The organism is Streptomyces sp. NBC_00568, from assembly GCF_026341855.1.
GTDB lineage: Bacteria > Actinomycetota > Actinomycetes > Streptomycetales > Streptomycetaceae > Streptomyces.
Genome location: NZ_JAPENW010000001.1, coordinates 3884541 through 3908831 on the forward strand (window position 1 = coordinate 3884541; position 24291 = coordinate 3908831).

Genomic DNA, 24291 nt, shown 5'->3' on the forward strand with positions numbered 1-24291 from the left:
CCCGCCACCCCTGAGGACGCCATGAGCAGCACGACCGTCATCACCAACATCGCCAGTCTGGTCACCAACGATCCCTCCCTCGGCGACGGCTCTCCCCTCGGCCTGATCCAGGACGCGGCCCTCGTCATCGACGGCGACCGCGTCGCGTGGACCGGTGAATCAAGCAAAGCACCCGCCACTGACAACCGGGTCGACGCCGGTGGCCGCGCGGTGATCCCGGGCTTCGTCGACTCCCACTCGCACCTGGTGTTCGCCGGTGACCGCACCCAGGAGTTCAACGCCCGGATGTCCGGCCGCGCGTACAGCGCGGGCGGTATCCGCACCACCGTCGCCGCCACCCGCGCCGCCTCCGACGAGGAGCTGGAGCGCAACCTCACGCGCTACCTCCGCGAGGCGCTCCGCCAGGGCACCACGACCTTCGAGACCAAGTCGGGCTACGGCCTGACCGTCGAGGACGAGGCCCGCGCGCTGCGCATCGCCGCGTCGCACACCGACGAGGTCACCTACCTCGGCGCGCACATCGTCTCGCCCGACTACGCCGACGACCCGGCCGGCTATGTCGCCCTGGTGACCGGCGAGATGCTCGACGCCTGTGCCCCGTACGCCCGTTGGGTGGACGTCTTCTGCGAGAAGGGCGCCTTCGACGGCGACCAGGCACGGGCGATCCTCACGGCGGGCAAGGCGAAGGGCCTGCACCCGCGCGTGCACGCCAACCAGCTCTCCTACGGCCCCGGAGTCCAGCTCGCCGTCGAGCTGGACGCGGCGAGCGCCGACCACTGCACACACCTGACGGACGCGGACGTCGACGCCCTCGCGAGCGGCGACACCGTGGCGACCCTGCTCCCCGGCGCCGAGTTCTCCACCCGCGCCGAGTGGCCGAACGCCCGCAGGCTGATCGACGCGGGAGTCACGGTCGCGCTGTCCACCGACTGCAACCCCGGCTCGTCCTTCACCTCGTCCGTGCCCTTCTGCGTCGCGCTCGCCGTACGGGACATGCGGATGACCCCGGACGAGGCCGTGTGGTCGGCGACGGCGGGCGGCGCGAAGGCGCTGCGCCGGGACGACGTCGGCCGGCTCGCGCCGGGCGCGTACGCGGACCTGGCCCTGCTGGACGCCCCGAGCCACGTCCACCTCGCCTACCGTCCGGGCGTCCCGCTGGTCACCGGCGTCTGGCGGCGCGGCGTCCGCGAGGTCTGAGGGGCGAAGCCCCGGGCGTCGGGAGACCGGCGTCAGGAGACCGGCGTCGGGAGCCGGAGGGTCGGGAGACCGGGCGCCGGAGGTCTGAGGGGCGCGGTTCGAGGGGGCGCGGTCCGAGGGCGGAGGGGCGAGGGGTGTTCGTCAGGCGGCGCCCGCGCGCCATCGCTGTCCCGTGCCGCCGTTCAGCGGCACCAGCGACAGCCCGCCGTCGCCGTCCGGCGTGACCGCTGTCTCGATGGCCACGGCCGGGCGGATGACGCCGTCGCCGTCGACGGTGAACCGCAGGTTGTCGCCGTGGTCGCCGTCGAGCGAGGAGCACGCCCAGATGCCCACGCCCTTGTCGACGGAGCCGCGGCTGTCCAGGCAGAAGTCGTCGTCGGCGGCCGACCGGAGCGCACGGAGGCCGGTGTCGACGCGCCAGCGCTGGGTGGAGGAGGAGGTGCAGGGCGCCGTGACGACGTCCGTGCCCTTCTCGAGGTCACCGTCGCGGATGTCCAGGCACAGGCCCGAGGCGACGTTCACCACCTGGGCGTAGCCGCTGCCCGGAGGCCGGAACGTGACGGTCGGGGTCGGCTTCGGGCTCGAAGGCTTCGGCGGCTTCGGCGACTTCGAACGGTGGGTCGGGGAGGGTGACGCGGAGGTCGCCGAGGGCGAGGGCGCGGCGGCCGACGGGGTGACCGGCACCGTCGCCGTCACCGTCACCGGGGGCCGGCCGGACGGTGTGGAGACCGAGCCCGCCGTGTCCGTGGAGGGCGTGCCGGTCGTGGAGAGCAGGAAGAACAGGACCGGTGCCAGGGCCACGCCGAGCGCCGCGGCCGAGGTCAGGACGAACCGTCGGGACGGCGGCCAGGGCAGTCCCGACGCCCTGTGCCCGGCGGGGGGCAGGGGCGGGACGGGCCGCGTCCCGGACACGTCGTCCGCGGCGTACGCCGTACCGGCCCAGGGCAGCAGGCCCTCGGCCAGGGCGGAGCGGGGGTGGTCGCGCAGGGCGGTCAGTTCCTCGTACGCGGTCGAGCAGTGCCCGCAGTGCGCCATATGGGCGTGCAGGTCCTTGCTGGAGCGGGGGTTGTCGGGCCGCACCGACTCCTCGATCAGCCGGCGGAAGTCTCCGCAGCGCGGATCGTCGGAGGCGGCCAGCCGGGACTTCAGGCAGGCCTGGCCCAGCGACTGGAGCGCCTGGTCCGTGCCGTAGGTGATGTCGCCGGGGGCGAGACCGAGCAGGACCGCCGTGCGTTCCGCGGGCTCGCGCTCGACGATCGCGTACCAGATGAGGCCCTGGGCCCGGGACGGGAGGGACTGGAAGGCGGGGAGCAGGGACGGGACGGGACCGTCGGGGCCCGCCGTGCTGAGGACGAGGAGCAGGCCGGGGTCCAGCCCCGCGGCCCGCTGGTCCCGGGCCCACGAGGCGGCCACCCGCCCGGCCAGCAGCAGGAGTTGGTGCCGCCAGGGGACGTTCGGGTCGATGCCGCGCGCCGTCTCGCGGGCCGCGAGGGTGAAGGTCTGCGCCGCGAGCTGTCCGGCTCCGGACTCACCGGTGGTGCACAGCCGCGCGTAGGCGAGGACCGAGGCGCGGTGGCGTCCGCGGAGCTCCTGGAGGGCGGCGTAAGCGGTCGAGGTGCCGCCCCGCAGCAGCTCGGTCAGCCGGGTGTCGGACGCGTCCGCGGGCAGTCCGTTGCCCTCGGCCGCGTCGTTTCTGTCGGCCGGGTCGCCCTGCGCCATGTTCGTCCGCCTCCTTGCACGTGGTGCTCCACTCGCCCCGTCCTGACGTACCAGCCAGTTTGGGGTGCCCATAGTGGCGGGGATGGCCCTCCGGGGAAAGAGTTGAAGAGTGGAATTTCGCGGACCGGCGCCGAACTGTTCCGTCCGGTGCCGAAGTTCCTGAGCGGCACCGGACTTCCTGCGTGGTGCGGAAGTCATCCGCGCGGCGCGGAAAGTCATCTGTGCGGTGCGGAAGTTCCCCGGGGACGGCGCGGAAGTTCTCCGGAGACGGCGCGGGCGGCCGGAGGGAGACCGGGGCGGCCGGAAGACGGAGCGGCCCGGCGCCGTCGGCGCCGGACCGCTCCGATGCGCGGCCTCACGGGCCGCGAAGCCCTGTCACTCCTCGACGGTCAGGCCTTTCCGGAGTCGCACGAGGGTGCGCGACAGCAGCCGGGAGACATGCATCTGGGAGATGCCGAGTTCGTCGCCGATCTCGGACTGGGTCATGTTCGCCACGAACCGCAGCGAGAGGATCTGCCGGTCGCGCTGCGGGAGTTCCGCGATCAGCGGCTTGAGGGACTCCACGAACTCGATGCCCTCGAGTCCGTTGTCCTCGTAGCCGATGCGGTCCGCGAGCGCGCCCTCGGAGTCGTCCTCCTCGGGCTGGGCGTCCAGCGAACTGGCCGTGTAGGCGTTCGACGCGGCCATGCCCTCGACGACCTCGTCGTTGCTGATGCCGAGGCGTTCCGCCAGCTCACCCACGGTGGGGGCACGGTCCAGCTTCTGGGCGAGCTCGTCGCCGGCCTTGGCCAGGTCGAGCCGGAGCTCCTGGAGCCTGCGGGGTACCCGCACCGACCAGGAGGTGTCGCGGAAGAAGCGCTTGATCTCGCCGATGATCGTCGGCATCGCGAAGGTGGGGAACTCGACGCCGCGGCTCAGCTCGAACCGGTCGATCGCCTTGATCAGGCCGATCGTGCCGACCTGGATGATGTCCTCCATCGGCTCGCTGCGGGAGCGGAAGCGGGAGGCGGCGAACTTCACCAGCGCGAGGTTGAGTTCGACGAGCGTGTTGCGGACGTAGGCGTAGTCGTGCGTGCCCTCTTCGAGGGACTCGAGCCGCGCGAAGAGCGTCTTGGACAGGGCGCGTGCGTCCACCGGCCCCACCTCGCCGTACGGGGGGATCTCCGGCAGTCCGGCGAGTCCGTCGACTTCGTCGGTTCCGGCGTCGTCGACGTGCTCCGGGCGTGCCAGAGAAGGTGTCGACGTCGCCGTCTGGGTCTGCGATGCGTCGAGCCGGGGTGACATGGTGTCCTCCATCGTTCTCGGCATATGGCCGCCGATGCCAATACGTGCACTGCGGTGTGCGGCGCCTCCAAAGCCGGCCGTGTCGGATAGGTGTCTCTACTAGCCCTACCCGCTTTCGTGAACCCGCCGCAAGTGCCTTCTGTGGCGAAATGTCCACTTCAGGGGGGTTGTTCGGGTGTCGGGTGACGTAGAGAAGGCGTAGTGTTCGAGTGCGTACATCGGTAGTAGCGACGCTCGGGAGAGAGACGGCATGGACCGCGGGACGGTCGGCAGCGCACAGTCTGGCCGGCTTCTTGTCGAGGTGCGGGAAGAGGGCACAAGTGCCGTCGTGACCCCCGCGGGTGAGTTGGATCACCACACGGCCGATTTGTTGCGTGAGCCACTCGAAGGGTGCCTCGAAAAGGGGTACGCGCGGCTCGTCGTCGACTGTTCGCGCCTGGAGTTCTGTGACTCCACCGGACTCAATGTGCTGCTCGGTGCCCGGCTGAAGGCCGAGGCCGCGGGCGGCGGGGTCCATCTGGCCGCGATGCAGCCCGTGGTGGCCCGGGTCTTCGAGATCACCGGGGCGGAGGCCGTCTTCACTGTCCACGACACGCTCGAGGCGGCCCTGGCCGACTGATCCGGCGGGCCTTTGATCATGAAGCCGTTATGTCCCGGATGCCCCTGCGTGATCGACGCGTTACTCGCGTCACAGGTTCCGTGCCGAAAAAGTGGGTGTTCGGACGGTTCCGTCGGGCAGGAGACATCCTGGACGGGTCGGCGGCGCACGTGTCGGCTGCCGGCGCGGCGCAAGTCGTTGATCCACAAGCGGCGAAAGCCGTTGATCCATCCGTACTGAGTACTGCGTACTGAGTCTTGAATCGTGAACCGGTGAATCGGTGAGGTGAAGCGCTGATGAGCACCACCCGGCCCTGCTCGCCGGGCGACCGCGGCCCGGAGTCGGGCGACGGCGGCGCTTCCGGGGTGTCCGCGGCAGGCGTGACACCCGTGGACGGCGGGGCGCCCGGCGACGCCGCCTCCCCGGACGGCGCGGCCCTCGCCCCCACCGGCCGTCAGGCCCGGAGACTGGACTTCGACGGCGAGAGCGGCGTCGTGCCGCTCGCCCGCGACTTCGCCCGCCAGGCCCTGTACGCGTGGGGCTGGCTGCCCGCCGCGAGCGCCGACCGGCGGGCGGCCGCCGAGGACGTCCTGCTGGTCGTCTCCGAGCTGGTCACCAACGCCTGTCTGCACGCCGAGGGCCCGGACGAACTCCGGATCTCCTGCGACAACAAGGTGCTGCGCATCGAGGTCTCCGACCGGGGCGCGGGCCAGCCCGCCCCGCGGACCCCGCACCGCGCCGGGCGCCCCGGCGGCCACGGCATGTTCATCGTGCAGCGGCTCTGCCTGGACTGGGGCGTCGTGCGGACCCCCGGTGTCGCGGGCAAGACCGTATGGGCGGAGCTCGGCGCACCCGCCTAGGGGTCGCCGTTCGGAACACCCTGGACCCTGGGTCCGGGTGGTCCGAACGAGGGCGCCTGCCCTCCCCTCCCGCTGTCCTCGCCGCCCCCGGCCGTCCTGCCGAAGCGCGCCGTCCGGGGCCCGCCTTCGGTTACCCGCGGTTCGAACCCTTCTTCGTACGTCACCCGGTGCGCGCCGGATCCCCACGGATCCGGCGCGCACTTTGTCTTCCCTCCACAAGTCCCCGGGCGTACCTTGACGGCCGATCTGATGTTCCGTCAGGAAATCGCCAAGGATGCCGTCAGGAATGAGGGGCAGGCCCGTGTCGTACCGGACGTACCAGAAACGAACCGCCGCGCTCGCGTTCGCCGCGGCCCTGGCCGGCTCGGCGGTGCTGATGGCCGCCCCCGCAGCCCAGGCCGACGTGGTGGACGTCAACTACCAGTGCAAGACGCCGATCGGAGACAAGAGCGCCGTCTCGCCCATCGACATCAAGGGCGTCAAGAGCGGCAGCGGCTACAAGCTCACCATGTCCTGGCAGAAGGGTGTCTCCTCCAGCCCGGTCGAGCTCGGCAAGGGCGCGATGACGCCGAGCGCCGTCATCAAGGTGGGCGGCGCGGACAGCGGGACGGTGGCGGTCAGCGGACCGGCCAACGCGGCCGCGATCCCCGCCAACACCCCCATAAAGATCAATGACTTGAGCGGCACGTACACGCCGAAGAAGTCCGGCAAGGTCACGTTCACCGCGGGCATCCTCACCATCAAGGCCCTCGGCACCACGACGACGTGCACGCCCTCCAACAGTCCCAAGCCCTCGCTGACCCTCGACGTCACGGCCGCCGGCGGTTCGGGATCGTCGAGTTCGGGATCGTCGAGTTCGGGTTCCGGCGGGACCCAGAGCGGCGCCGACTCCGGCGGTCAGCTTCCGCAGACCGGCCCCGAGGACTCCGCGATCGCCCTCGGCACCCTCGGCGGCACGGTCCTGCTCGCGGGCGCGGCGGGCGTGCTGTGGCTGACTCGCAGGCATCAGGCGGTCCGCCGCTGACCTTCCCGCACCACGACCTGGAGCCGCCGCATGCCGTACGCACTCCCCGCTGCCCGCGTGCTGGGCCTGACCCTGGTGCTGCTGAGCGCGGCACCGACGGCCCTGGCCGCCGAGGGCTGGTCCGTCGTGCCGGCCGCGGGCGGGGCGGCCGACGGGCGGCCCTCCGTCTACGCGGAGGGCACGCCCGGCACGGTCCTCCAGGACTCCGTGTCCGTCCTCAACCCGGGCACACGCCCCCTCACCGTCCGGCTGCGCGGCGCCGACGCGGACAACACCGCGGACGGGGCCTTCACCGTTCGCGAACGGCCGACGGACACGGGCGCGTGGATCGCCTTCGCCGGACGCGCGGACGGCCGCCGGACCGCGGTGCGGGACCTGTCCGTACGGGTACCGCCGCGCACCCGCGCCGATGTGCCGTTCACCCTCGCCGTGCCGGCCGGCGCGGCGCCCGGCGACCATCCCGGCGCGATCGTCGTGAGCGGCGGCGGCCGCACCGCGGCGGTCCGGGTCCAACTGCGGGTGGCGGGGCCGGCGTTGTCGGCGCTGACAGTCGAGCACGTCAGGGTGCGCGGCGGCCGGATCTCCTACGAACTGGTGAACCGCGGCACCACGGTCCTCGCTCCGCGGCTCGCCGTGCGCGCCGACGGTGTCTTCGGCACCCTGCTCGACCGTGCCCCGCGCACCCTGCCCGTCGAGCTCCTGCCGGGCCGCCGCGTCACGCTCCGCGAGCCGTGGACCGGCCCTCCGGCGCTCGACGCGGTCGACGTGCGGCTGACGGTGACGGCGGCGGGCGGCGTGCGCTCCACGGCGACCGCGTCGGTCCGGTTCGTGCCGTGGGGCGCGGTGGCCGGGGCCGGGGGTGCCCTGGCGGCGGTGGGCGCCTTCTTCGCCGTACGGCGTCGGAGGCGGACCGGGGTGTGGGGGCCAGGGCGTCGCGGGCGCCGGACGGGTGACGGTGGGGCGAGCGAACAGCCCCGCACGGAGGTCGAGTTGACGGGAGCGGTGTCGTGAGCGTCCTGGGCGGCAAGCTACGGATGGCGGTGCTGGGGGCGGTGCCGGCCCTCGTCCTGGTCCTGTTGGCGGGGACGGCCTCGGTGTCCCCGGCGTCCGCCGCCGCGCGACCGAGCGTGAAGCTGTCCAAGTCCGAGGCCGGGAGCGGTGGTTCGATCACCGTGACCGGAAGCGGCTGGCGACCCGGGGCGCTGCTGATGATGATGATCTGCGGGCAGTCCGTTCCCTCGCGCGGGGTGATCGGCGGCACCAACTCCTGTGCCAACGCCGACGGCCGGGCCGTCACCACCGACGCCAAGGGCGGCTTCAGAAAGAAGCTGCCGGTCGCCGAGCCGCCCAAGCCGTGCCCCTGCGTGGTGCATGTCGCCACCGTCACGGGTGAGAAGGCCGAGGCGGACGCCCTCTTCATGGTGGCCGGGCACTCGGTCGAGCCGCTGCCGAAGGAGGAGAGCGGCGGCCGTCTCTCGGTGCTGACCGACACCCGGCTCGACGGGTCGAGCGGTCTGCTGACCTGGTTCGGCTCACCTCCCGCGCGCACCCTCGTCTTCACCGTCGGCAACGTCGGCACCGCCCCCGTGAAGAACCCCGTCTTCCATGTCGGCACCGCCCACGGGGTGTTCGCCCCGCAGTGGGAGGAGCAGGAGTGGCGCGGCTCCATCGCGCCCGGCCGCAAGGCGCGGATCCAGCTCCCGGTCGAGCTGGCGGCCGGGGCACACGGCGACTACACGGTCTCGCTGAAGTACGGCGGGAAGGTGCTCGCCGAGCAGCCGTGGGGCGTGGGCCGGCCCTGGGGCGTCACCCTCTTCTGGATCCTGCTCTGCGTGGTCGTCCCGGCCGCGGTGTTCCGGGTCGGCATGGCCGTGGTCGACCGGGTGCGCCCGCACCGGTCGACCGGGCGGGCCGGCCGGCACCGGGGTCTCCGGCTGGCCGACCTCACCCCGCGCCTGCCCAGGGCGGGCTCCACCCCGCAGACACCGGCGAGCGCCTCGGCCTCCCCGGCCCCGGCCCTGCCGTGGTTCACCCCGGACAACGATCCGGGGACCGCGACGAACGGTCAGCTCTCCGCACCGCAAGAGAACGGTCCGACGACGCAGACGAGAAAGGGACACACGTGAGCACGCAACGGAGAGTGGTACCGCCCGGCGGACGCAGAGCCGGCGCGGCCGGGGTCGCGCTGATGCTCGGCGGTGCGGGCATCCTGCTGGGCGTGGCCGCCGCCCCGGCCCAGGCCGCCGAGGTGTCGTACAAGACGGAGTGCGTTCCGCCCCCCATCTCCGGGCTGCCCCCGGTGCAGGGCACCACGAAGGTGGAGATCACCGCGCCCGCCGAGGCGAAGGTGGGCGACGAGGTCACCATCACCTGGAAGTTCGCCCAGGCGGCCTCGAAGAACCCCGACGTCCTCGACCTCGACAAGGACACGGTCAAGCCCACCGGCACCCTCAAGGCGGGCGGCGCTCAGACGGCGGACATCGCGATGGAGGGACCGCGCCAGAACCCCGCGATCCCGAAGAACAGCGACATGAAGCTGTCGGACATGACGGGCAGGCTGAAGCTGACGGCGGCGGGTGATGTCACGCTCACCCCGGACGCGTACGACATCAATGTCAGCAAGCCGATCTCCACCGACACCAAGTGCACGCCCAAGGAGACGGTGAAGTCCTCCGCGACCATCAAGGTGACGGGTGGCGGGGGCGGTTCGGGCGGCACGACGGGCGGCATCCCGACGACGACCCCGACCCTCCCGACCGGTCTGCCGACCCTGCCGACCGGCTCGGCCACCCCGTCGCCGAGCGGCAGCGGGACCGGCGGCGGTGACAGCGGCGGCTCCGACGGGGGCGGCGGCGGGCAGACCGACTTCACGGGCAAGGAGGTGTCCGTCCCCTACGCGTGCAAGACGCCCATCGGGGACAAGGACGCCACCTCTCCCGTGCAGATCAACGCCAAGAAGAACGGCGGGAGTTACGACCTCACCGTGCAGTTCAAGAAGTCCGTGATGGACAGCCCGGCCGACATCCCCGCCGACTCGGTCAAGCCGTCGATGGAGGTGGCCCTCGGGGGCGCCGACAAGGGCACCGTGCATGTCGAGGGCCCGACCAACTCCGCGGCGATCAAGTCCGGCGACCCGATCGAGGTCCCCGACCTCACGGGCACCTACAAGCCGGGCGCGACCGGTGAGTCGACCCTCTCCCCGGGCGTGCTGACGGTGAAGGCCCTGGGCACGACGACGACCTGTACCCCGACCAAGTCCGAGGTGTCCCTGACCCTGGACACCTCGGAACAGGCGAGCGGAGCGTCGGGCGGCGGGTCCACCTCGTCCGGCTCCGGTTCCGCCGGCGGCTCGGGCGGCCTCGCGGAGACGGGCTCCGAGAGCCACAGCGCGCTCAAGGCGCTCGGACTGGTGGCGGGCACGGTCATCCTGCTGGGCGGCGCGGTGTTCACCTTCATGCCGGGGCGGCGGACGCGCTGACGGGCGAGAACCCCGCTCGGCACGTCGTTCACGGGCGGTTCCCGCGGCTCCTCCCCGGGCCGGCCGCCCGCCGAGACGGCGAAGGGCCGCCGCACCGGACGGTGCGGCGGCCCTTCGCCGTGGGTACGGCCCGACGTCAGCGGACGTCGCCCATGAGCTGCTTGACCTTCTTGCGGTACATCCACACCGCGACACCGGCGATCACGGCGAGCGTGGCCTCCAGGGCGACGATGCCCGTCTTGTTGAGGTCGACCTCGGCGATGGAGAGCAGACCGGTCGTGGCGTCACCGGCGGTGACGGCCAGGAACCAGACACCCATCATCTGGGAGGCGTACTTCGCCGGAGCCATCTTGGTGGTGACGGAGAGGCCGACCGGGGAGAGCGTCAGCTCACCGACGGTCTGCACGAAGTAGATCGCCACCAGCCACATCGCGGCCGCCTTGTGACCGCCCTCGGCGATCGTCAGCGGGGCGAGGAAGAGGAAGAACGACGCACCGACCAGGATCAGGCCCGAGGCGAACTTCGTGGCCGTGCTCGGCTCCTTGCCCCGCTTGTTCAGCCACAGCCACGCCCAGGCGAAGACCGGGGCGAGCGCCATGATCATGACCGGGTTGACGGACTGGTACCAGGAGACCGGGAACTCCCAGCCGAAGATGGTGTTCTCGGCGGACGAGTCGGCGAAGATCGACATCGTCGAGCCGCCCTGGTCGTAGATCATCCAGAAGACGGCCGCGGCCACGAAGAACCAGATGTACGCGGACATCTTCGACTGGTCGGCACGGTCCAGGGACTTGTCCCGCTTGATGCGCCCGATGACCATGACCGGGATGACCAGGCCGGCGATCGTGATCGGGACCAGCAGCCAGTTCAGCGTGTAGTGGCCCGAGAAGCCGACGATCGCGTAGAAGACGACGGCGACGGCGGCCCACAGCGCGGACTTGCGCAGCGTCGTGGCCTTCTCCTCGGCCGACAGAGGCGTGGGGACCTCGTGCGAGCGGGCGCTGAGGTGACGGCCGCCGAGCAGGTACTGGGCGAGACCCAGCGCCATGCCGAGCGCGGCGAGGGCGAAGCCCAGGTGCCAGTTCACGTTCTCACCGACGGTGCCGATGATCAGCGGAGCGGCGAAGGCACCGAGGTTGATGCCGATGTAGAAGAGCGTGAAGCCACCGTCGCGGCGCGGGTCGTCCGGGCCGTCGTAGAGGTGGCCCACCATCGTGGAGATGTTGGCCTTCAGCAGACCGGAACCTATGGCGACGAGACCGAGGCCGCCGTAGAACGTGCCGGAGGAGGGCAGAGCCAGCGTGAGGTGGCCCAGCATGATGATCAGACCTGCGACGGCGACCGTCTTGCGGGGGCCGAGGACGCGGTCGGCGAACCAGCCGCCCGGCAGGGCGAGCAGGTACACCAGGGAGAGGTACACCGAGTAGATCGCGGTCGCGCTGGCCGCGCTGAGGTGCAGACCGCCAGGTGCCACCAAGTACAGCGGGAGCAGTGCCTTCATGCCGTAGTAGGAGAAACGCTCCCACATCTCGGTCATGAAGAGAGTGGCCAGTCCGCGGGGGTGGCCGAAGAAGGTCTTCTCGGAACCGGGGGTGCCCGGAGTCACCGAGTCCTTCGTCAGGCTGGACGCCATGGTCGTTCCTTGCTGGTCGGGACGCGCTGTGGGGGTCCTCCCGCTCGACCGGAGCCGAGAGCCTGGAGGAGTCGCGCGCCCATGGGGGGCGGCCGGCACCGGCGGGGTTCGGCGTCCGTCCCCACGCCCACGGGGAGTCCGCTCCGGATTGCGAAGCGGTGGACGGCGACCACCGGGATCCACGCCCGTCACGCTTCAGCGCGCTCGGGCCCGGCCACAGGTCATTCCTTTCAAGGCTGGCGAATACCAGCCCGCACACAAAAGAGACCTTCAGCATCAAGCCGGCGCCAAAGGTCCTCATGCGGTGCTACAGGCGTCTGGTCACCATACGACATCGCAATGCGGCATATGGAAGGACTTGAGAGATGGATCACAGGCGATCATGGAACCGCGGGCGATCATTCGAAGGTCCGCCACACGATTGCATCCCACACCCACAGGTAAGAAACACTCCGATGGCGGGTGTGAATCACGGAGGCCGATCACTGCCCGGGCGCCGCGCGCGGCGGACTACCATCACCCCATGACCCGTGTACTGCTCGCCGAGGACGACGCGTCCATCTCGGAGCCGCTGGCCCGTGCCCTGCGCCGGGAGGGTTACGAGGTCGAAGTGCGCGAGGACGGACCCACCGCGCTCGACGCCGGCATGCAGGGCGGTGTCGACCTGGTCGTCCTGGACCTCGGGCTGCCCGGCATGGACGGCCTGGAGGTCGCCCGCCGGCTCCGCGCCGAGGGGCACACCGTGCCCATCCTCATCCTGACCGCGCGCGCCGACGAGGTGGACACCGTCGTCGGTCTCGACGCGGGCGCCGACGACTACGTGACCAAGCCGTTCCGGCTCGCCGAACTCCTCGCCCGGGTACGGGCCCTGCTCCGGCGCGGCTCGGCCGAGCCCCAGCAGCCGCCCGCCACCCACGGCGTGCGCATCGACGTCGAGTCGCACCGCGCCTGGATGGGCGACGAGGAACTCCAGCTCACGGCCAAGGAGTTCGACCTCCTGCGGGTGCTGGTCCGTGACGCCGGCCGCGTGGTCACCCGCGACCAGCTCATGCGCGAGGTCTGGGACACCACCTGGTGGTCGTCCACCAAGACCCTCGACATGCACATCTCCTGGCTGCGCAAGAAGCTCGGCGACGACGCGGCGAACCCCCGCTACATCGCGACGGTACGAGGCGTCGGCTTCCGCTTCGAGAAGAGCTGAGGCTCCACCCGACCGGGCACCGGCCGGAAGCGCCGGCTCCCGGCGCGAGGCCGACCGGAACCCCGGCCCCCGCATCCCCCGCGAGGACACGGCCCCGCGGCGTCGGCCGGGCCGGGTCCGGAACCCCGCGCAGGGGACCCGGCGGGGCGGTGACGGCCCTCCCGGCCCGGACAGCGTGTCGCGTGTACGGGGTTCACGCCGCCAGAGCCCGGCTCCTCCTCCGGCACCCGTGCACCGGACGGGGCGGGGCGGCGGCGGGAAACCGCGCCCCGGCCCGGCGCCCCGCCGGGGCGACCCGGCGAACGTGCACACTGGTCCCCGTACAGCCACCTGCCCGGAGGGCCCCGTGCGTCGCCGTCTGATCCAGTCCACCCTCGCCGTCGTGCTCGTCGTGATCGCCGTCTTCGGCGTCTCCCTCGTCATCGTCGAGACCCGCACGATCAGCAACAGCGCCCAGGAGCGCGTGGACTCCGAGGCGCTGCGCCTGGCCAGCATCGTGGACAGCCGCATCCTCGGCGACGAGAACATCTCCAGCGCCACGTTCAAGAACCAGGTCACCGACCAGCGCTACGCCGTCATCAGGATTCCGGGCCGCGATCCCATCGAGATCGGCAAGGAGCCCACCGGCGACGTCATCCACTACACCGCCAAGGGCGAGGAGGGCGAGACGGTCACCGTCCAGGAGCCCCGCTCCTCGGTGACCAAGGAAGTCGGCCGCACGCTCCTGATCATCGGCGCGGTCGCCCTGCTCGCGATCATCGCCGCCGTCCTGCTGGCCGTCCGCCAGGCCAACCGGCTCGCCTCCCCGCTCACCGACCTCGCCGAGACGGCGGAACGGCTGGGCTCGGGCGACCCCCGCCCGCGCCACAAGCGGTACGGCGTCCCCGAGCTGGACCGGGTCGCCGACGTCCTGGACGGCAGCGCGGAACGCATCGCGCGGATGCTCACCGCCGAGCGCCGGCTCGCCGCCGACGCCTCCCACCAGCTGCGGACGCCCCTCACAGCGCTCTCCATGCGTCTGGAGGAGATCACCCTCACCGACGACCCCGACACGGTGAAGGAGGAGGCGACGATCGCGCTGACGCAGGTGGAGCGCCTCACCGACGTGGTCGAGCGCCTGCTCACCAACGCCCGCGACCCGCGCACCGGCTCCGCCGTCTCCTTCGACCTCGACGAGGTCATCAAGCAGCAGCTGGAGGAATGGCGCCCGGCCTACCGCAGCGTGGGCCGCGCGATCGTCAGCTCAGGCAAGCGCCATCTGCAGGCGGTGGGCACCCCGGGCGCGGTCGCCCAGGTCCTCGCGGCACTGATCGAGAACTCCCTCATGCACGGCGGCGGCACGGTCGCCCTGCGTACCCGCGTCACCGGCAACCAGGCCGTCGTCGAGGTCACCGACGAGGGCCCCGGTGTCCCCACCGACCTCGGCGCCCGCATCTTCGAGCGCACCATCAGCGGCCGCAACTCCACCGGCATCGGTCTCGCCGTCGCCCGCGACCTCGCGGAGGCCGACGGCGGCCGCCTGGAGATGCTCCAGGCCCAGCCCCCGGTCTTCGGTCTGTTCCTGTCCCGCACCCCGCTGAAGCGGCCGACGCGGACCCCGGAGGACGGCGAGGAGCGGACGGTCAGGTAGGAGCGGGCGGAGAACCACCCCTCACCGGGCCGGTCCACCTGTCCCCGTGTCCGCCCGGGTCAGTTCACCCGTGCCCCGGCCCGCCGCGGCTCGGGCTCCTCGTCCAGGAACGATTCCGCACTGGCCACCGCTTCCCGGGCCGGAAGCGTCCGGAACACCCAGGTGCGGTAGGACCAGAAGCGGAAGAGGGTCGCGACGCCGATGCCGAGGAACTTGAAGACGTTGCTCTGCAGCGGGCTGTCCCAGCCGAAGCCGTACGTCGCCGCGTAGAGCACGCCGTTCTCGATGACCAGTCCCACCGCGCTGAACAGCAGGAAGAGCGTCAGCTCCTTGGTGCGGCCACCCTTGTCGCGGTCCCGGTAGGTGAAGTAGCGGAACCCGATGTAATTGAAGACGATGGCGACGACGGTGGCGATGACACTGGCCCGCACGACCTGCAGGTCCGTGACATGGCGTACGAGGTTGAACACGAGCAGGTTGACCAGCAGGCCCGCGCCACCCACCGCACCGAACTTGGCGACCTCACGGAAGAGCAGGTCGAAGCGGCGGCGAAACGCGCTGCGAGGCCTCGATCGAGGCCCCGAGGTAGCACTGCCCATGGTGTCGCCAGCCCCCGTCGGTGGGTCATGTCGTCAACTGCGTGGATGGATACGTCAACCACCCAATGCTAACCAGCGGCCCCGCGCGGCGCCCGTGCATGGGTTCACAGGTAAGAAAAGACGAGGTCACCGGCACGGAAAATCGGGCGTACCGGTGCGGAAACCAGCCACCGCGGCGTGGCCGATACTCTTGGAGCGTGACGTTCCCGGTAGTCGGCATGGTCGGCGGGGGTCAGCTCGCTCGTATGACACACGAGGCGGGCATCCCGCTCGGCATCAAGTTCAAGCTCCTCAGTGACACTCCCCAGGATTCCGCGGCGCAGGTCGTCGGTGATGTCGTCGTCGGCGACTATCGCGACCTCGACACGCTGCGTGACTTCGCGCGGGGCTGCGACGTGATCACCTTCGATCACGAGCACGTCCCGACCGAGCACCTGCGGGCCCTGGAGGCGGACGGCATCCCCGTCCGCCCCGGCCCGGACGCGCTCGTGCACGCCCAGGACAAGGGCGTCATGCGCGCGAAGCTCGACGCGATCGGCGTGCCCTGCCCGCGGCACCGCATCGTGACCGACGTCGAGGACGTCGCCGCGTTCGCGGCGGAGGGCCTCGCCGAAGGGGCCGGGGGTGACGGTTTCCCGGTCATCCTGAAGACCGTCCGCGGCGGCTACGACGGCAAGGGCGTGTGGTTCGTGCGCTCCCTGGAGGAGGCCGCCGACCCGTTCCGCGCGGGCGTGCCCGTCCTCGCCGAGGAGAAGGTCGACTTCGTACGGGAGCTCGCGGCGAACGTCGTCCGCTCCCCGCACGGCCAGGCGGTCGCGTACCCCGTCGTCGAGTCCCAGCAGGTCGACGGCGTCTGCGACACGGTGATCGCCCCGGCGCCCGGCATCGACGAGGAGCTGGCCCTCAAGGCCGAGGAGCTGGCCCTGCGCATCGCCAAGGAGCTCGGCGTCGTCGGGCACCTGGCCGTCGAGCTCTTCGAAACCCACGACGGACGCATCCTCGTCAACGAACTGGCCATGCGCCCGCACAACTCGGGCCACTGGACCCAGGACGGCGCGATCACCTCGCAGTTCGCCAACCACGTCCGCGCGGTCCTCGACCTCCCGCTCGGCGACCCGCGCCCGCGGGCCAGGTGGACCGTCATGGCGAACGTCCTCGGCGGCGACTACCCCGACATGTACTCCGCGTACCTGCACTGCATGGCCCGCGACCCGCAGCTCAAGATCCACATGTACGGCAAGGACGTGAAGCCCGGCCGTAAGGTCGGCCACGTCAACACCTACGGCGACGACCTGGACGACGTGCTGGAGCGCGCCCGTCACGCTGCCGGCTACCTGAGAGGGACCATCACCGAATGAGCCCGGTTGTAGGCATCGTCATGGGTTCGGACTCCGACTGGCCGGTCATGGAGGCCGCCGCGCAGGCGCTCGACGAGTTCGAGATCCCCTACGAGGTGGATGTCGTCTCCGCGCACCGCATGCCGCACGAGATGATCGCGTACGGCGAGCAGGCCGCGGAGCGCGGGCTCAAGGCGATCATCGCGGGCGCCGGCGGCGCGGCCCATCTGCCGGGGATGCTGGCGTCCGTCACCCCGCTGCCCGTCATCGGGGTGCCCGTCCCGCTCAAGTACCTCGACGGTATGGACTCGCTGCTCTCCATCGTGCAGATGCCGGCCGGTGTGCCCGTCGCGACCGTCTCCGTGGGCGGCGCCCGCAACGCCGGTCTGCTGGCCGCCCGGATGCTGGCCGCCCACGACGAGGAACTCCTCGGCCGGATGCGGGAGTTCCAGCAGGAGCTGAACGACCAGGCCACCGAGAAGGGCAAGCGGCTGCGCGCCAAGGTCGAGGGCGCCGGCGGCGGTTTCGGCTTCGGGAAGTGACGCGGATGTCCTCGCCCTCCCTGTCCTCGCTCGACATGGCCCGTGCCCTGCTCGACGAGTTCCCCGTCGTCGACGGACACAACGACCTCCCCTGGGCGCTGCGCGAGCAGGTCCGCTACGACCTCGACGCCCGGGACATCTCCGCCGACCAGAGCGCCCACCTGCACACGGACCTGGCTCGGCTGCGCGCAGGCGGCGTCGGCGCCCAGTACTGGTCGGTGTACGTCCGCTCGGACCTGCCCGGCGCGGTCACCGCGACGCTCGAACAGATCGACTGCGTACGGCAGCTGATCGACCGTCACCCGGCCGACCTGCGTGCCGCGTTGACCGCCGCAGACATGGAGGCGGCGCGCGGCGAGGGCCGTATCGCCTCCCTCATGGGCGCGGAGGGCGGTCACTCGATCGACAACTCCCTCGCCGTCCTGCGCGGGCTGTACGCCCTCGGCGTCCGCTACATGACCCTCACCCACAACGACAACATCGCCTGGGCGGACTCGGCGACGGACGTTCCCGTGGTGGGCGGCCTGTCGGCCTTCGGACGTGAGGTCGTACGGGAGATGAACCGCGAGGGCATGCTCGTGGACCTCTCGCACGTGGCCGCCACGACCATGCGCGACGCGCTCGACACCTCCGTCGCGCCGGTGATCTTCTCCCACTCCTCGGCGCGCGCGGTGTGCGACCACCCGCGCAACATCCCGGACGACGTGCTGGAGCGGCTGCCCGCCAACGGCGGCGTGGCCATGGTGACGTTCGTACCGAAGTTCGTCCTCCAGGCGGCGGTCGACTGGACGGCCGCGGCGGACGAGAACATGCGCGCGAACGGCTTCCACCATCTCGACACCACCGCCGAGGGCATGAAGGTCCACCGCGTCTTCGAGGAGGACAACCCGCGCCCCATCGCCACGGTGTCGACGGTCGCCGACCACCTCGACCACATGCGTGAGGTCGCGGGCATCGACCACCTCGGCATCGGCGGCGACTACGACGGAACGGCGTTCACGCCGGACGGCCTGGACGACGTCTCCGGCTACCCGAACCTGATCGCCGAGCTCCTCGACCGCGGCTGGTCGCGCACGGACGTGGCCAAGCTGACCTGGCAGAACGCCGTGCGCGTGCTGGGCGCGGCGGAGGACGTGGCCCGCGACCTGCAGTCCAGGCGGGGCCCGTCGAACGCGACGCTGGAACAGCTGGACGGCTGACGGCCGACCGCTGACGGGGCTCCAGGGCCCCAGGGCTTCCGAAGGCGCCCGGGCCGAACGCCCGGGCGCCTTCGGCATGCGCCCGACGGCTGTGCCGGGTAGCTTCGGGCCGGCGCCCGCTCCGACCGCACGGGTGCGCCGGTCCGCGCCGGCACCGACGCGCGGGACGCGCCCATGGACGTACCCCCGAACGCGCCGTCCACCAGGAAGCCCCCCGGGCCCCGTGTCACGGTGGCGGTACCGCGATCACCGCCGTCCACCTCACGGAGCCTGTCATGGCAGACCTGCAGGACGAACTGCACACCGCCGTCGAGGTGGGAGAGCTCGACCCGCCCGCTGCCTGGCCCGAGTCCGAGCCGCTGCCCTCCGACGCCCGCCTCGGTGGCGGCACCCGTCTCCTCGCCGGTGCCGGCCCCGGTGTCCCGGACCGCGGCCCGGTGGCCGATCCGGGAGCCGACCCGTTGGCGCGGGCCCGCGCGTTCCTGGCGGAGAACCCCATCGCCGACGGGTACAGCGGGCTGGCGTGGGCGCTGCGTCATCTGCCCTGGTTCGATCTCGAGCTGGGCGAGAGCGCCGTGGACACCGACGTACCGCGCCTGCGCGAAGGGCACGTGGGCGCCCTGTTCTGGTCGCTGCACCTGCCGGAGGGCCTCGCCGGGGACCGGGCCGTGGGCGCCACCCTGGAGCAGCTGGACCTGGTGAAGACGGTGGTCGACGCGCACCCCGAGGGCCTGCGCATGACGCGCGGTGCCGGCGAGATCGCCGACGCCCGCAACTGCGGCCGCGTCGCGGTCGTCCTCGGCCCCGCCGGAGCGGCCGCGCTCGGCGACTCGCTCGGCATCCTGCGCGCCCTGCACACGCTCGGCCTGCGCGTCCTCACGCTCGCCGGCGCCTCCTGGGCGAGCGAGGCGGGCCTGACCCGGTTCGGCCAGGAGGTGCTTCGCGAGATGAACAGGCTCGGTGTGCTCGCCGACCTCTCGGGCACCTCGGACGCCACGATCGGCCGTGCCCTCGCCGCTTCCAAGGCCCCGGTCCTGTTCACCCGCTCGGCCGCCCGCGCGCTGCGCCCTCACCCGTCGAACCTCCCCGACGAGATCCTGGCCGAACTGGGCGCCGCCAAGGGCCTGTGTCTGGTTCCGCTCACCGCCGAGCAGACCGGCCCGTCCGTACGGGACGTCGCCGACCACCTCGACCATGTCCGCAGGCTCGCGGGAGCGGAGTGCGTCGGGCTCTCGGGCACGTACGACTCGGGGGCCGCGCACCCGCAGGACCTCGCCGACGCGTCCTGCTATCCGCATCTGATCGCTGAGCTCATCACCCGCGGCTGGTCCGCGTCCGACCTCGCCCTGCTCACCTGGGGCAATGTCCAACGCGTCCTGCGCGGCGCGGACTTCACGGCCCGCGCCGCCCAGCAGCGCCGCGAGCCGTCCTCCGCGAAGATCGCCGACCTGGACGGCTGACCGTCGCCGGCCCGGACGGCTCACAGCGGCCCGCCCCGCTCACCCCGGGGGAGCGGGGTGAGCGGGGCGGCAGGCTAGAACGTGTCCTGGGCCGGGTCGATCTGGCAGAGGCAGAACGGATGCCCCGCCGGATCGGCGTACACCCGGAAGTTCTTCTTGCCGTCCTCGTCGTCCAGGTCCAGCGGGCGGGCGCCCAGCGCGAGCACCCGCTCCTGCGCGGCGTCGACGGCCTCCCAGGTGGACCCGGCGTCGAAGTCGAGGTGGAACTGCTGCGAGTCCCGGTCGGCGCTCGGCCACTTCGGCGGAACGTGTCCGGGCGCCCGCTGGAAGGCCAGCCGCGGCCCGTCCGGGACCCGGAGGACGACCCAGTCGTCGTCCTCCGCTTGTGGCTCGCCGCCCGCGACGCGCGCGTAGAACGCGGCGAGTGCCCGGGGATCGGGGCAGTCGAGGACGACGGAACGCAGACGGGCGACGGGCTGCTCCATGACGTACTCCTTGCTCGGGTGTGCTCAGCAGGCGCAGAGGCAGAACGGGTGCCCCGCCGGGTCGGCGTACACACGGAACGAACGCGACCTGTCCTCGGTGTCCAGCGGCTGTGCGCCGAGCGCCAGCACCCCCTTCTCGGCCACGTCCAGGTCCTCGACGGTCAGGTCCAGATGGAACTGCTGCGGGGCGTCGGGCGCGGGCCACCGCGGCGGCACGTGTCCGGGGGCGGCCTGGAACGCCAGCGTCCGGCCGCCGGGCAGCTCCAGGTCGGTCCAGTCGCCGTCGCCCGTGACCGAGCCGCCGAGCACCTCGGCGTAGAACGCGGCCAGCGCGCGCGGGTCGGGACAGTCCAGGACGACGGCACCCAGCTTGGCGAGAGCCATGACTTCCTCCGTGGGATTCCAGCAACACCGATGAGTTACCCGTAACCAGGTTCAAGAGGTAACGGTTACTGCATGCTCCCGCATAAGAGGTAACGTGGCAAGCATGAATGACCGAGCGCCCGCACCCGGCGGCCTGGCCCTGGTCCAGGCCCTGGTGAACACCCTGGACCTCGAGTTGGGCGCCGACTCCCTGGACACGGCCGAGGGGCTGGCGCGCTTCGGCCTGGCGGCGGGCGAGGCGGAGGGGGCGCGCGAGCTGCGCGAGTCGCTGCGGGCGGTGTGCCTGGCGCACGCGGGGCATCCGGCGCACCGGGAGGTGACCCCGCTCGGGGAGCTCCTCGCCCGGGCGCCCCTGTGCGTGACGGTCGACGAGGAGGGCGGCGGCGCGCGTCTGGTCCCCGCCACCGCGGGGACCTCCCCGGCCCCCCTGGCCTCCCGGATCGCCGCCGCCATCGCCGAATCGCTGGTCGAGGGCGGCTGGCCGCGTCTGAAGGCCTGCGAGGCCCCGACCTGCCACTGGGCCTACTACGACCGCTCGCCCGCGGGGCGCGGCCGCTGGTGCTCGATGTCGGTGTGCGGGGCGCGCGCCAAGATGCGCCGCTACCGCGCCAAGTAGCCCCCGGTCACGGGAAGCCGGACGGGGAGCGGCGCGGGGAGCCGGACGGAGTCCGGCGGTCGCCGGTCGGCGCACAGCGAAGTGGTGCAGAATGCAACCGACGCCGGTCCGGCCGACTGAGCCTCGGCCGGACCGGCGTCGCCCGCGACAGCCCGCTCAGGCGGTGGGACGGCCCATCGCCCGGTACGTCCAGCCCGCCCGGCGCCACACCTCCGGGTCCAGCGCGTTCCGCCCGTCCAGGAGCACCCTGGACGTGACCGCCTCGCCCAGCACCGCCGGGTCCAGCTCGCGGAACTCCCGCCACTCCGTCAGGTGCAGGACGACATCCGCGCCCCGTACGGCCGCCACCGCGGAGTCGGCGTACCCGAGCGTCGGGAAGAGCCGCTTGGCGTTCGCCATGCCCTTCGGGTCGTAGACGGTGACCTGGCCGCCCTGGAGGTGGATCTGCCCGGCGACGTTCAGGGCCGGGGAGTCGCGCACGTCGTCCGAGTCCGGCTTGAAGGTCGCGCCGAGCACGGCGACCCGCTTGCCGAGGAACGAGCCGCCGCCGAGCGCCTCGCGGGCCATCTCCACCATCTGGCCGCGGCGCCGCATGTTGATGGCGTCGACCTCGCGCAGGAAGGTCAGCGCCTGGTCGGCGCCCAGCTCACCGGCGCGCGCCATGAAGGCGCGGATGTCCTTGGGCAGACAGCCGCCGCCGAAGCCGATCCCGGCCCGCAGGAACTTCTTCCCGATCCGCTCGTCGTGCCCTATGGCCTCGGCCAGCTTGGCCACGTCACCGTCGGCGGCCTCGCAGACCTCGGCCATCGCGTTGATGAAGGAGATCTTCGTGGCGAGGAAGGAGTTCGCGGACGTCTTCACCAGCTCGGCGGTCGGGAAGTCGGTCACGACGAAGGGCGAGCCGTCGGCGACCGGCGTCACGTAGACCTCGCGCAGCAGCTTCTCGGCACGCTCGCTGCGCACGCCCACCACGATCCGGTCGGGGTGCAGCGTGTCGTTCACGGCGAAGCCCTCGCGCAGGAACTCGGGGTTCCAGGCCAGCTCGGCGTCCTCGCCGGCGGGCGCGAGCTCGACGAGCCGCGCCGCCAGCCGATCCGCCGAGCCGACGGGCACGGTGGACTTGCCGACGACGAGGGCGGGGCCGCGCAGGTGCGGCGCCAGCGACTCGAAGGCCGCGTCGACGTACGACATGTCACAGGCGTACTCGCCGTGCTTCTGAGGCGTGTTCACGCAGACGAAGTGGACGTCTCCGAAGGCCCCGACCTCGGCCCAGTCCATGGTGAAGCGGAGCCGGCCCGTGGAGCCCTCGATCCCGGCCACGTGCTTGCGCAGCAGTTCCTCGAGACCGGGCTCGAACATCGGGACCTCGCCCCGCTGGAGCATCTCGATCTTCTCCGGCACCACATCGAGCCCGAGCACCTCGAAGCCGAGCTCGGCCATGGCCGCGGCGTGGGTGGCGCCGAGGTAGCCGGTGCCGATCACGGTGATCTTGAGGGCCATGGGTGCTCCTGAGGTGTGCGGCGTAGGTGCGCGCCCGAGCATAGTCGGGGCGTGGGGGAGCGCTTTCACGGGCACTTTTCCCCCTGTCGCCAAGCTCACGTATCCCTCCCGCGAGCGGGCCCTTAAAATTTGTGTTACTTAACGGTAGTTAGCGTCGCCAGCACAGCATCCCTTGGAGCGTGAGAGACCTTGGCCGGATCGGCTGATTTCGACCTGTACCGCCCGTCCGAGGAGCACGACATGCTCCGGGACGCGATCCGCTCGCTGGCCGAGGCGAAAATCGCGCCGTACGCCGCGGCGGTGGACGAGGAGGCCCGCTTCCCGCAGGAGGCGCTGGACGCCCTGGTCGCGGGCGACCTGCACGCCGTGCACGTCCCCGAGGAGTACGGCGGCGCGGGCGCCGACGCCCTCGCGACGGTGATCGTGATCGAGGAGGTGGCCCGCGTCTGCGTGTCCTCCTCCCTGATCCCCGCGGTGAACAAGCTGGGCTCGCTGCCGGTGATCCTCTCCGGCTCCGAGGAGCTGAAGAAGAAGTACCTGGGCCCGCTCGCCAAGGGCGACGGAATGTTCTCGTACTGCCTCTCCGAGCCGGACGCCGGTTCGGACGCGGCCGGCATGAAGACGAAGGCCGTGCGCGACGGCGACTTCTGGGTCCTGAACGGCGTCAAGCGCTGGATCACCAACGCGGGCGTCTCCGAGTACTACACGGTCATGGCGGTGACCGACCCGACGAAGCGCTCCAAGGGCATCAGCGCGTTCGTCGTCGAGAAGTCCGACGAGGGCGTCTCCTTCGGCGCTCCGGAGCGCAAGCTCGGCATCAAGGGCAGCCCGACCCGCGAGGTCTACCTCGACAACGTGCGCATTCCCGCCGACCGCATGATCGGCGAGGAGGGCACCGGCTTCGCGACCGCCATGAAGACCCTGGACCACACCCGCATCACCATCGCGGCCCAGGCCCTCGGCGTCGCCCAGGGCGCCCTCGACTACGCCAAGGGCTACGTCAAGGAGCGCAAGCAGTTCGGCAAGCCGATCGCCGACTTCCAGGGCGTCCAGTTCATGCTCGCGGACATGGCCATGAAGATCGAGGCCGCCCGCCAGCTGACGTACGCGGCCGCCGCCAAGTCGGAGCGCGGCGACAAGGACCTCACCTTCCAGGGTGCCGCCGCCAAGTGCTTCGCCTCGGACGTCGCCATGGAGGTCACCACGGACGCCGTCCAGCTCCTCGGCGGCTACGGCTACACCCGTGACTACCCGGTCGAGCGCATGATGCGCGACGCCAAGATCACGCAGATCTACGAAGGCACGAACCAGGTCCAGCGCATCGTGATGGCGCGCAACCTGCCGTAGTACGCCGCCGGGCGGCAACAGAAGGTGAGAGGCACGCGGTGCGCCTCTCACCTTTTCGTTTTCCGTCCTGCCGTCCGGGAGGGGAGCGGCGGGTGCCGGGAGTTCATGCGCGGAGTGTGTCCGCTGGAGTACCCTCTGTGCCCTCGGTCACGCGTCTGGTGCGTGTGAACCGGCGGGGGCACGGGGGCACGTGACACG

General features: G+C 71.7%; 22 protein-coding genes. 15 read left to right on the forward strand and 7 right to left on the reverse strand.

The genetic code is table 11. The features are described from left to right. Positions 1-21: 21 nt before the first annotated feature. Positions 22-1197: an imidazolonepropionase gene (gene hutI, locus OOK38_RS17000; RefSeq protein WP_266759520.1), complete on the forward strand. Its 1176-nt coding sequence runs from the start codon at positions 22-24 to the stop codon at positions 1195-1197. 141 nt (positions 1198-1338) lie between these two features. Here hutI and OOK38_RS17005 read toward each other — a convergent pair whose 3' ends face one another. Beyond that, positions 1339-2916, reverse strand: coding sequence for an RICIN domain-containing protein (locus tag OOK38_RS17005; protein ID WP_266759518.1), 1578 nt, complete (start codon positions 2914-2916; stop codon positions 1339-1341). Between the two features lie 375 nt (positions 2917-3291). Next, entirely contained in the window at positions 3292-4212 is a 921-nt protein-coding gene (locus OOK38_RS17010) for an RNA polymerase sigma factor SigF (RefSeq protein ID WP_266759516.1), read from the reverse strand. A 238-nt stretch (positions 4213-4450) separates the two neighbouring features. On the opposite strand from OOK38_RS17010, the gene OOK38_RS17015 reads away from it, so the two are divergent. The 6 genes from OOK38_RS17015 (at position 4451) to OOK38_RS17040 (ending at position 10160) form a co-directional block, all read left to right on the forward strand. Continuing rightward, a complete protein-coding gene (locus tag OOK38_RS17015) occupies positions 4451-4819 on the forward strand; it encodes an STAS domain-containing protein (RefSeq protein WP_081221611.1) in 369 nt (122 codons plus the stop codon). Positions 4820-5094: 275 nt separating this feature from the next. Next, the gene (locus tag OOK38_RS17020; RefSeq protein WP_266759513.1) at positions 5095-5658 is read left to right on the forward strand and encodes an ATP-binding protein; all 564 of its coding nucleotides are present in this window, start codon (positions 5095-5097) and stop codon (positions 5656-5658) included. A gap of 286 nt (positions 5659-5944) precedes the next feature. Next, a complete protein-coding gene (locus OOK38_RS17025) occupies positions 5945-6682 on the forward strand; it encodes an LPXTG cell wall anchor domain-containing protein (RefSeq protein ID WP_266848568.1) in 738 nt (245 codons plus the stop codon). A gap of 30 nt (positions 6683-6712) precedes the next feature. Then, the gene (locus OOK38_RS17030; RefSeq protein WP_266848570.1) at positions 6713-7693 is read left to right on the forward strand and encodes a hypothetical protein; all 981 of its coding nucleotides are present in this window, start codon (positions 6713-6715) and stop codon (positions 7691-7693) included. Positions 7694-7698: 5 nt separating this feature from the next. Beyond that, the gene (locus tag OOK38_RS17035; RefSeq protein ID WP_266765716.1) at positions 7699-8808 is read left to right on the forward strand and encodes a hypothetical protein; all 1110 of its coding nucleotides are present in this window, start codon (positions 7699-7701) and stop codon (positions 8806-8808) included. 62 nt (positions 8809-8870) lie between these two features. Next, positions 8871-10160 (forward strand): hypothetical protein, encoded by a 1290-nt coding sequence (locus OOK38_RS17040; RefSeq protein WP_266765715.1) that lies wholly within the window; start codon positions 8871-8873, stop codon positions 10158-10160. A gap of 136 nt (positions 10161-10296) precedes the next feature. On the opposite strand, the gene OOK38_RS17045 is transcribed toward OOK38_RS17040, so the two are convergent. Next, positions 10297-11793 (reverse strand): oligopeptide:H+ symporter, encoded by a 1497-nt coding sequence (locus tag OOK38_RS17045; protein ID WP_266759508.1) that lies wholly within the window; start codon positions 11791-11793, stop codon positions 10297-10299. Between the two features lie 523 nt (positions 11794-12316). On the opposite strand from OOK38_RS17045, the gene OOK38_RS17050 reads away from it, so the two are divergent. Next, a complete protein-coding gene (locus OOK38_RS17050) occupies positions 12317-12994 on the forward strand; it encodes a response regulator transcription factor (protein ID WP_037628240.1) in 678 nt (225 codons plus the stop codon). Between the two features lie 346 nt (positions 12995-13340). Next, positions 13341-14624, forward strand: a complete 1284-nt coding sequence (locus tag OOK38_RS17055) for an ATP-binding protein (protein WP_266759506.1) — start codon at positions 13341-13343, stop codon at positions 14622-14624. Between the two features lie 59 nt (positions 14625-14683). Here OOK38_RS17055 and OOK38_RS17060 read toward each other — a convergent pair whose 3' ends face one another. Then, positions 14684-15223, reverse strand: coding sequence for a GtrA family protein (locus tag OOK38_RS17060; protein ID WP_266759505.1), 540 nt, complete (start codon positions 15221-15223; stop codon positions 14684-14686). A 197-nt stretch (positions 15224-15420) separates the two neighbouring features. On the opposite strand from OOK38_RS17060, the gene OOK38_RS17065 reads away from it, so the two are divergent. The 4 genes from OOK38_RS17065 to OOK38_RS17080 all read left to right on the forward strand — a co-directional run bounded on the left by OOK38_RS17065 (position 15421) and on the right by OOK38_RS17080 (position 19761). Next, the gene (locus OOK38_RS17065; protein ID WP_266759504.1) at positions 15421-16581 is read left to right on the forward strand and encodes a 5-(carboxyamino)imidazole ribonucleotide synthase; all 1161 of its coding nucleotides are present in this window, start codon (positions 15421-15423) and stop codon (positions 16579-16581) included. Further along, positions 16578-17102 carry a 5-(carboxyamino)imidazole ribonucleotide mutase gene (gene purE, locus OOK38_RS17070; RefSeq protein WP_266759502.1) on the forward strand — a complete coding sequence of 175 codons (525 nt, stop codon included), beginning with the start codon at positions 16578-16580 and terminating at the stop codon, positions 17100-17102. Before OOK38_RS17065 ends, purE begins: the two co-directional genes overlap by 4 nt. Positions 17103-17107: 5 nt before the next feature. After that, entirely contained in the window at positions 17108-18301 is a 1194-nt protein-coding gene (locus tag OOK38_RS17075; protein ID WP_266759500.1) for a dipeptidase, read from the forward strand. Positions 18302-18576: 275 nt separating this feature from the next. After that, positions 18577-19761, forward strand: a complete 1185-nt coding sequence (locus tag OOK38_RS17080; RefSeq protein WP_266759498.1) for a dipeptidase — start codon at positions 18577-18579, stop codon at positions 19759-19761. Between the two features lie 74 nt (positions 19762-19835). On the opposite strand, the gene OOK38_RS17085 is transcribed toward OOK38_RS17080, so the two are convergent. Together OOK38_RS17085 and OOK38_RS17090 are read right to left on the reverse strand one after the other, a co-directional pair. After that, a complete protein-coding gene (locus OOK38_RS17085; protein WP_266759496.1) occupies positions 19836-20246 on the reverse strand; it encodes a VOC family protein in 411 nt (136 codons plus the stop codon). Positions 20247-20270: 24 nt separating this feature from the next. Further along, positions 20271-20630, reverse strand: a complete 360-nt coding sequence (locus tag OOK38_RS17090; protein ID WP_266759494.1) for a VOC family protein — start codon at positions 20628-20630, stop codon at positions 20271-20273. Positions 20631-20733: 103 nt separating this feature from the next. On the opposite strand from OOK38_RS17090, the gene OOK38_RS17095 reads away from it, so the two are divergent. Next, entirely contained in the window at positions 20734-21246 is a 513-nt protein-coding gene (locus tag OOK38_RS17095; protein WP_266759492.1) for a CGNR zinc finger domain-containing protein, read from the forward strand. Between the two features lie 156 nt (positions 21247-21402). On the opposite strand, the gene OOK38_RS17100 is transcribed toward OOK38_RS17095, so the two are convergent. Next, positions 21403-22746: a UDP-glucose/GDP-mannose dehydrogenase family protein gene (locus OOK38_RS17100; RefSeq protein WP_266759490.1), complete on the reverse strand. Its 1344-nt coding sequence runs from the start codon at positions 22744-22746 to the stop codon at positions 21403-21405. Between the two features lie 189 nt (positions 22747-22935). On the opposite strand from OOK38_RS17100, the gene OOK38_RS17105 reads away from it, so the two are divergent. After that, complete coding sequence (locus OOK38_RS17105; RefSeq protein ID WP_266759488.1) at positions 22936-24093, forward strand: acyl-CoA dehydrogenase; 1158 nt, start codon at positions 22936-22938, stop codon at positions 24091-24093. The last annotated feature ends 198 nt before the right edge of the window (positions 24094-24291 follow it).

Bases quoted from the DNA above. Each gene is read 5' to 3' on its own strand.
- hutI (WP_266759520.1), top strand. From the start codon at position 22: ATGAGCAGCACGACCGTCATCACCAACATCGCCAGTCTGGTCACCAAC.
- OOK38_RS17005 (WP_266759518.1), bottom strand. From the start codon at position 2,916: ATGGCGCAGGGCGACCCGGCCGACAGAAACGACGCGGCCGAGGGCAAC.
- OOK38_RS17010 (WP_266759516.1), bottom strand. From the start codon at position 4,212: ATGGAGGACACCATGTCACCCCGGCTCGACGCATCGCAGACCCAGACG.
- OOK38_RS17015 (WP_081221611.1), top strand. From the start codon at position 4,451: ATGGACCGCGGGACGGTCGGCAGCGCACAGTCTGGCCGGCTTCTTGTC.
- OOK38_RS17020 (WP_266759513.1), top strand. From the start codon at position 5,095: ATGAGCACCACCCGGCCCTGCTCGCCGGGCGACCGCGGCCCGGAGTCG.
- OOK38_RS17025 (WP_266848568.1), top strand. From the start codon at position 5,945: ATGAGGGGCAGGCCCGTGTCGTACCGGACGTACCAGAAACGAACCGCC.
- OOK38_RS17030 (WP_266848570.1), top strand. From the start codon at position 6,713: ATGCCGTACGCACTCCCCGCTGCCCGCGTGCTGGGCCTGACCCTGGTG.
- OOK38_RS17040 (WP_266765715.1), top strand. From the start codon at position 8,871: ATGCTCGGCGGTGCGGGCATCCTGCTGGGCGTGGCCGCCGCCCCGGCC.
- OOK38_RS17045 (WP_266759508.1), bottom strand. From the start codon at position 11,793: ATGGCGTCCAGCCTGACGAAGGACTCGGTGACTCCGGGCACCCCCGGT.
- OOK38_RS17050 (WP_037628240.1), top strand. From the start codon at position 12,317: ATGACCCGTGTACTGCTCGCCGAGGACGACGCGTCCATCTCGGAGCCG.
- OOK38_RS17060 (WP_266759505.1), bottom strand. From the start codon at position 15,223: ATGGGCAGTGCTACCTCGGGGCCTCGATCGAGGCCTCGCAGCGCGTTT.
- purE (WP_266759502.1), top strand. From the start codon at position 16,578: ATGAGCCCGGTTGTAGGCATCGTCATGGGTTCGGACTCCGACTGGCCG.
- OOK38_RS17075 (WP_266759500.1), top strand. From the start codon at position 17,108: ATGTCCTCGCCCTCCCTGTCCTCGCTCGACATGGCCCGTGCCCTGCTC.
- OOK38_RS17080 (WP_266759498.1), top strand. From the start codon at position 18,577: ATGGCAGACCTGCAGGACGAACTGCACACCGCCGTCGAGGTGGGAGAG.
- OOK38_RS17085 (WP_266759496.1), bottom strand. From the start codon at position 20,246: ATGGAGCAGCCCGTCGCCCGTCTGCGTTCCGTCGTCCTCGACTGCCCC.
- OOK38_RS17090 (WP_266759494.1), bottom strand. From the start codon at position 20,630: ATGGCTCTCGCCAAGCTGGGTGCCGTCGTCCTGGACTGTCCCGACCCG.
- OOK38_RS17095 (WP_266759492.1), top strand. From the start codon at position 20,734: ATGAATGACCGAGCGCCCGCACCCGGCGGCCTGGCCCTGGTCCAGGCC.
- OOK38_RS17100 (WP_266759490.1), bottom strand. From the start codon at position 22,746: ATGGCCCTCAAGATCACCGTGATCGGCACCGGCTACCTCGGCGCCACC.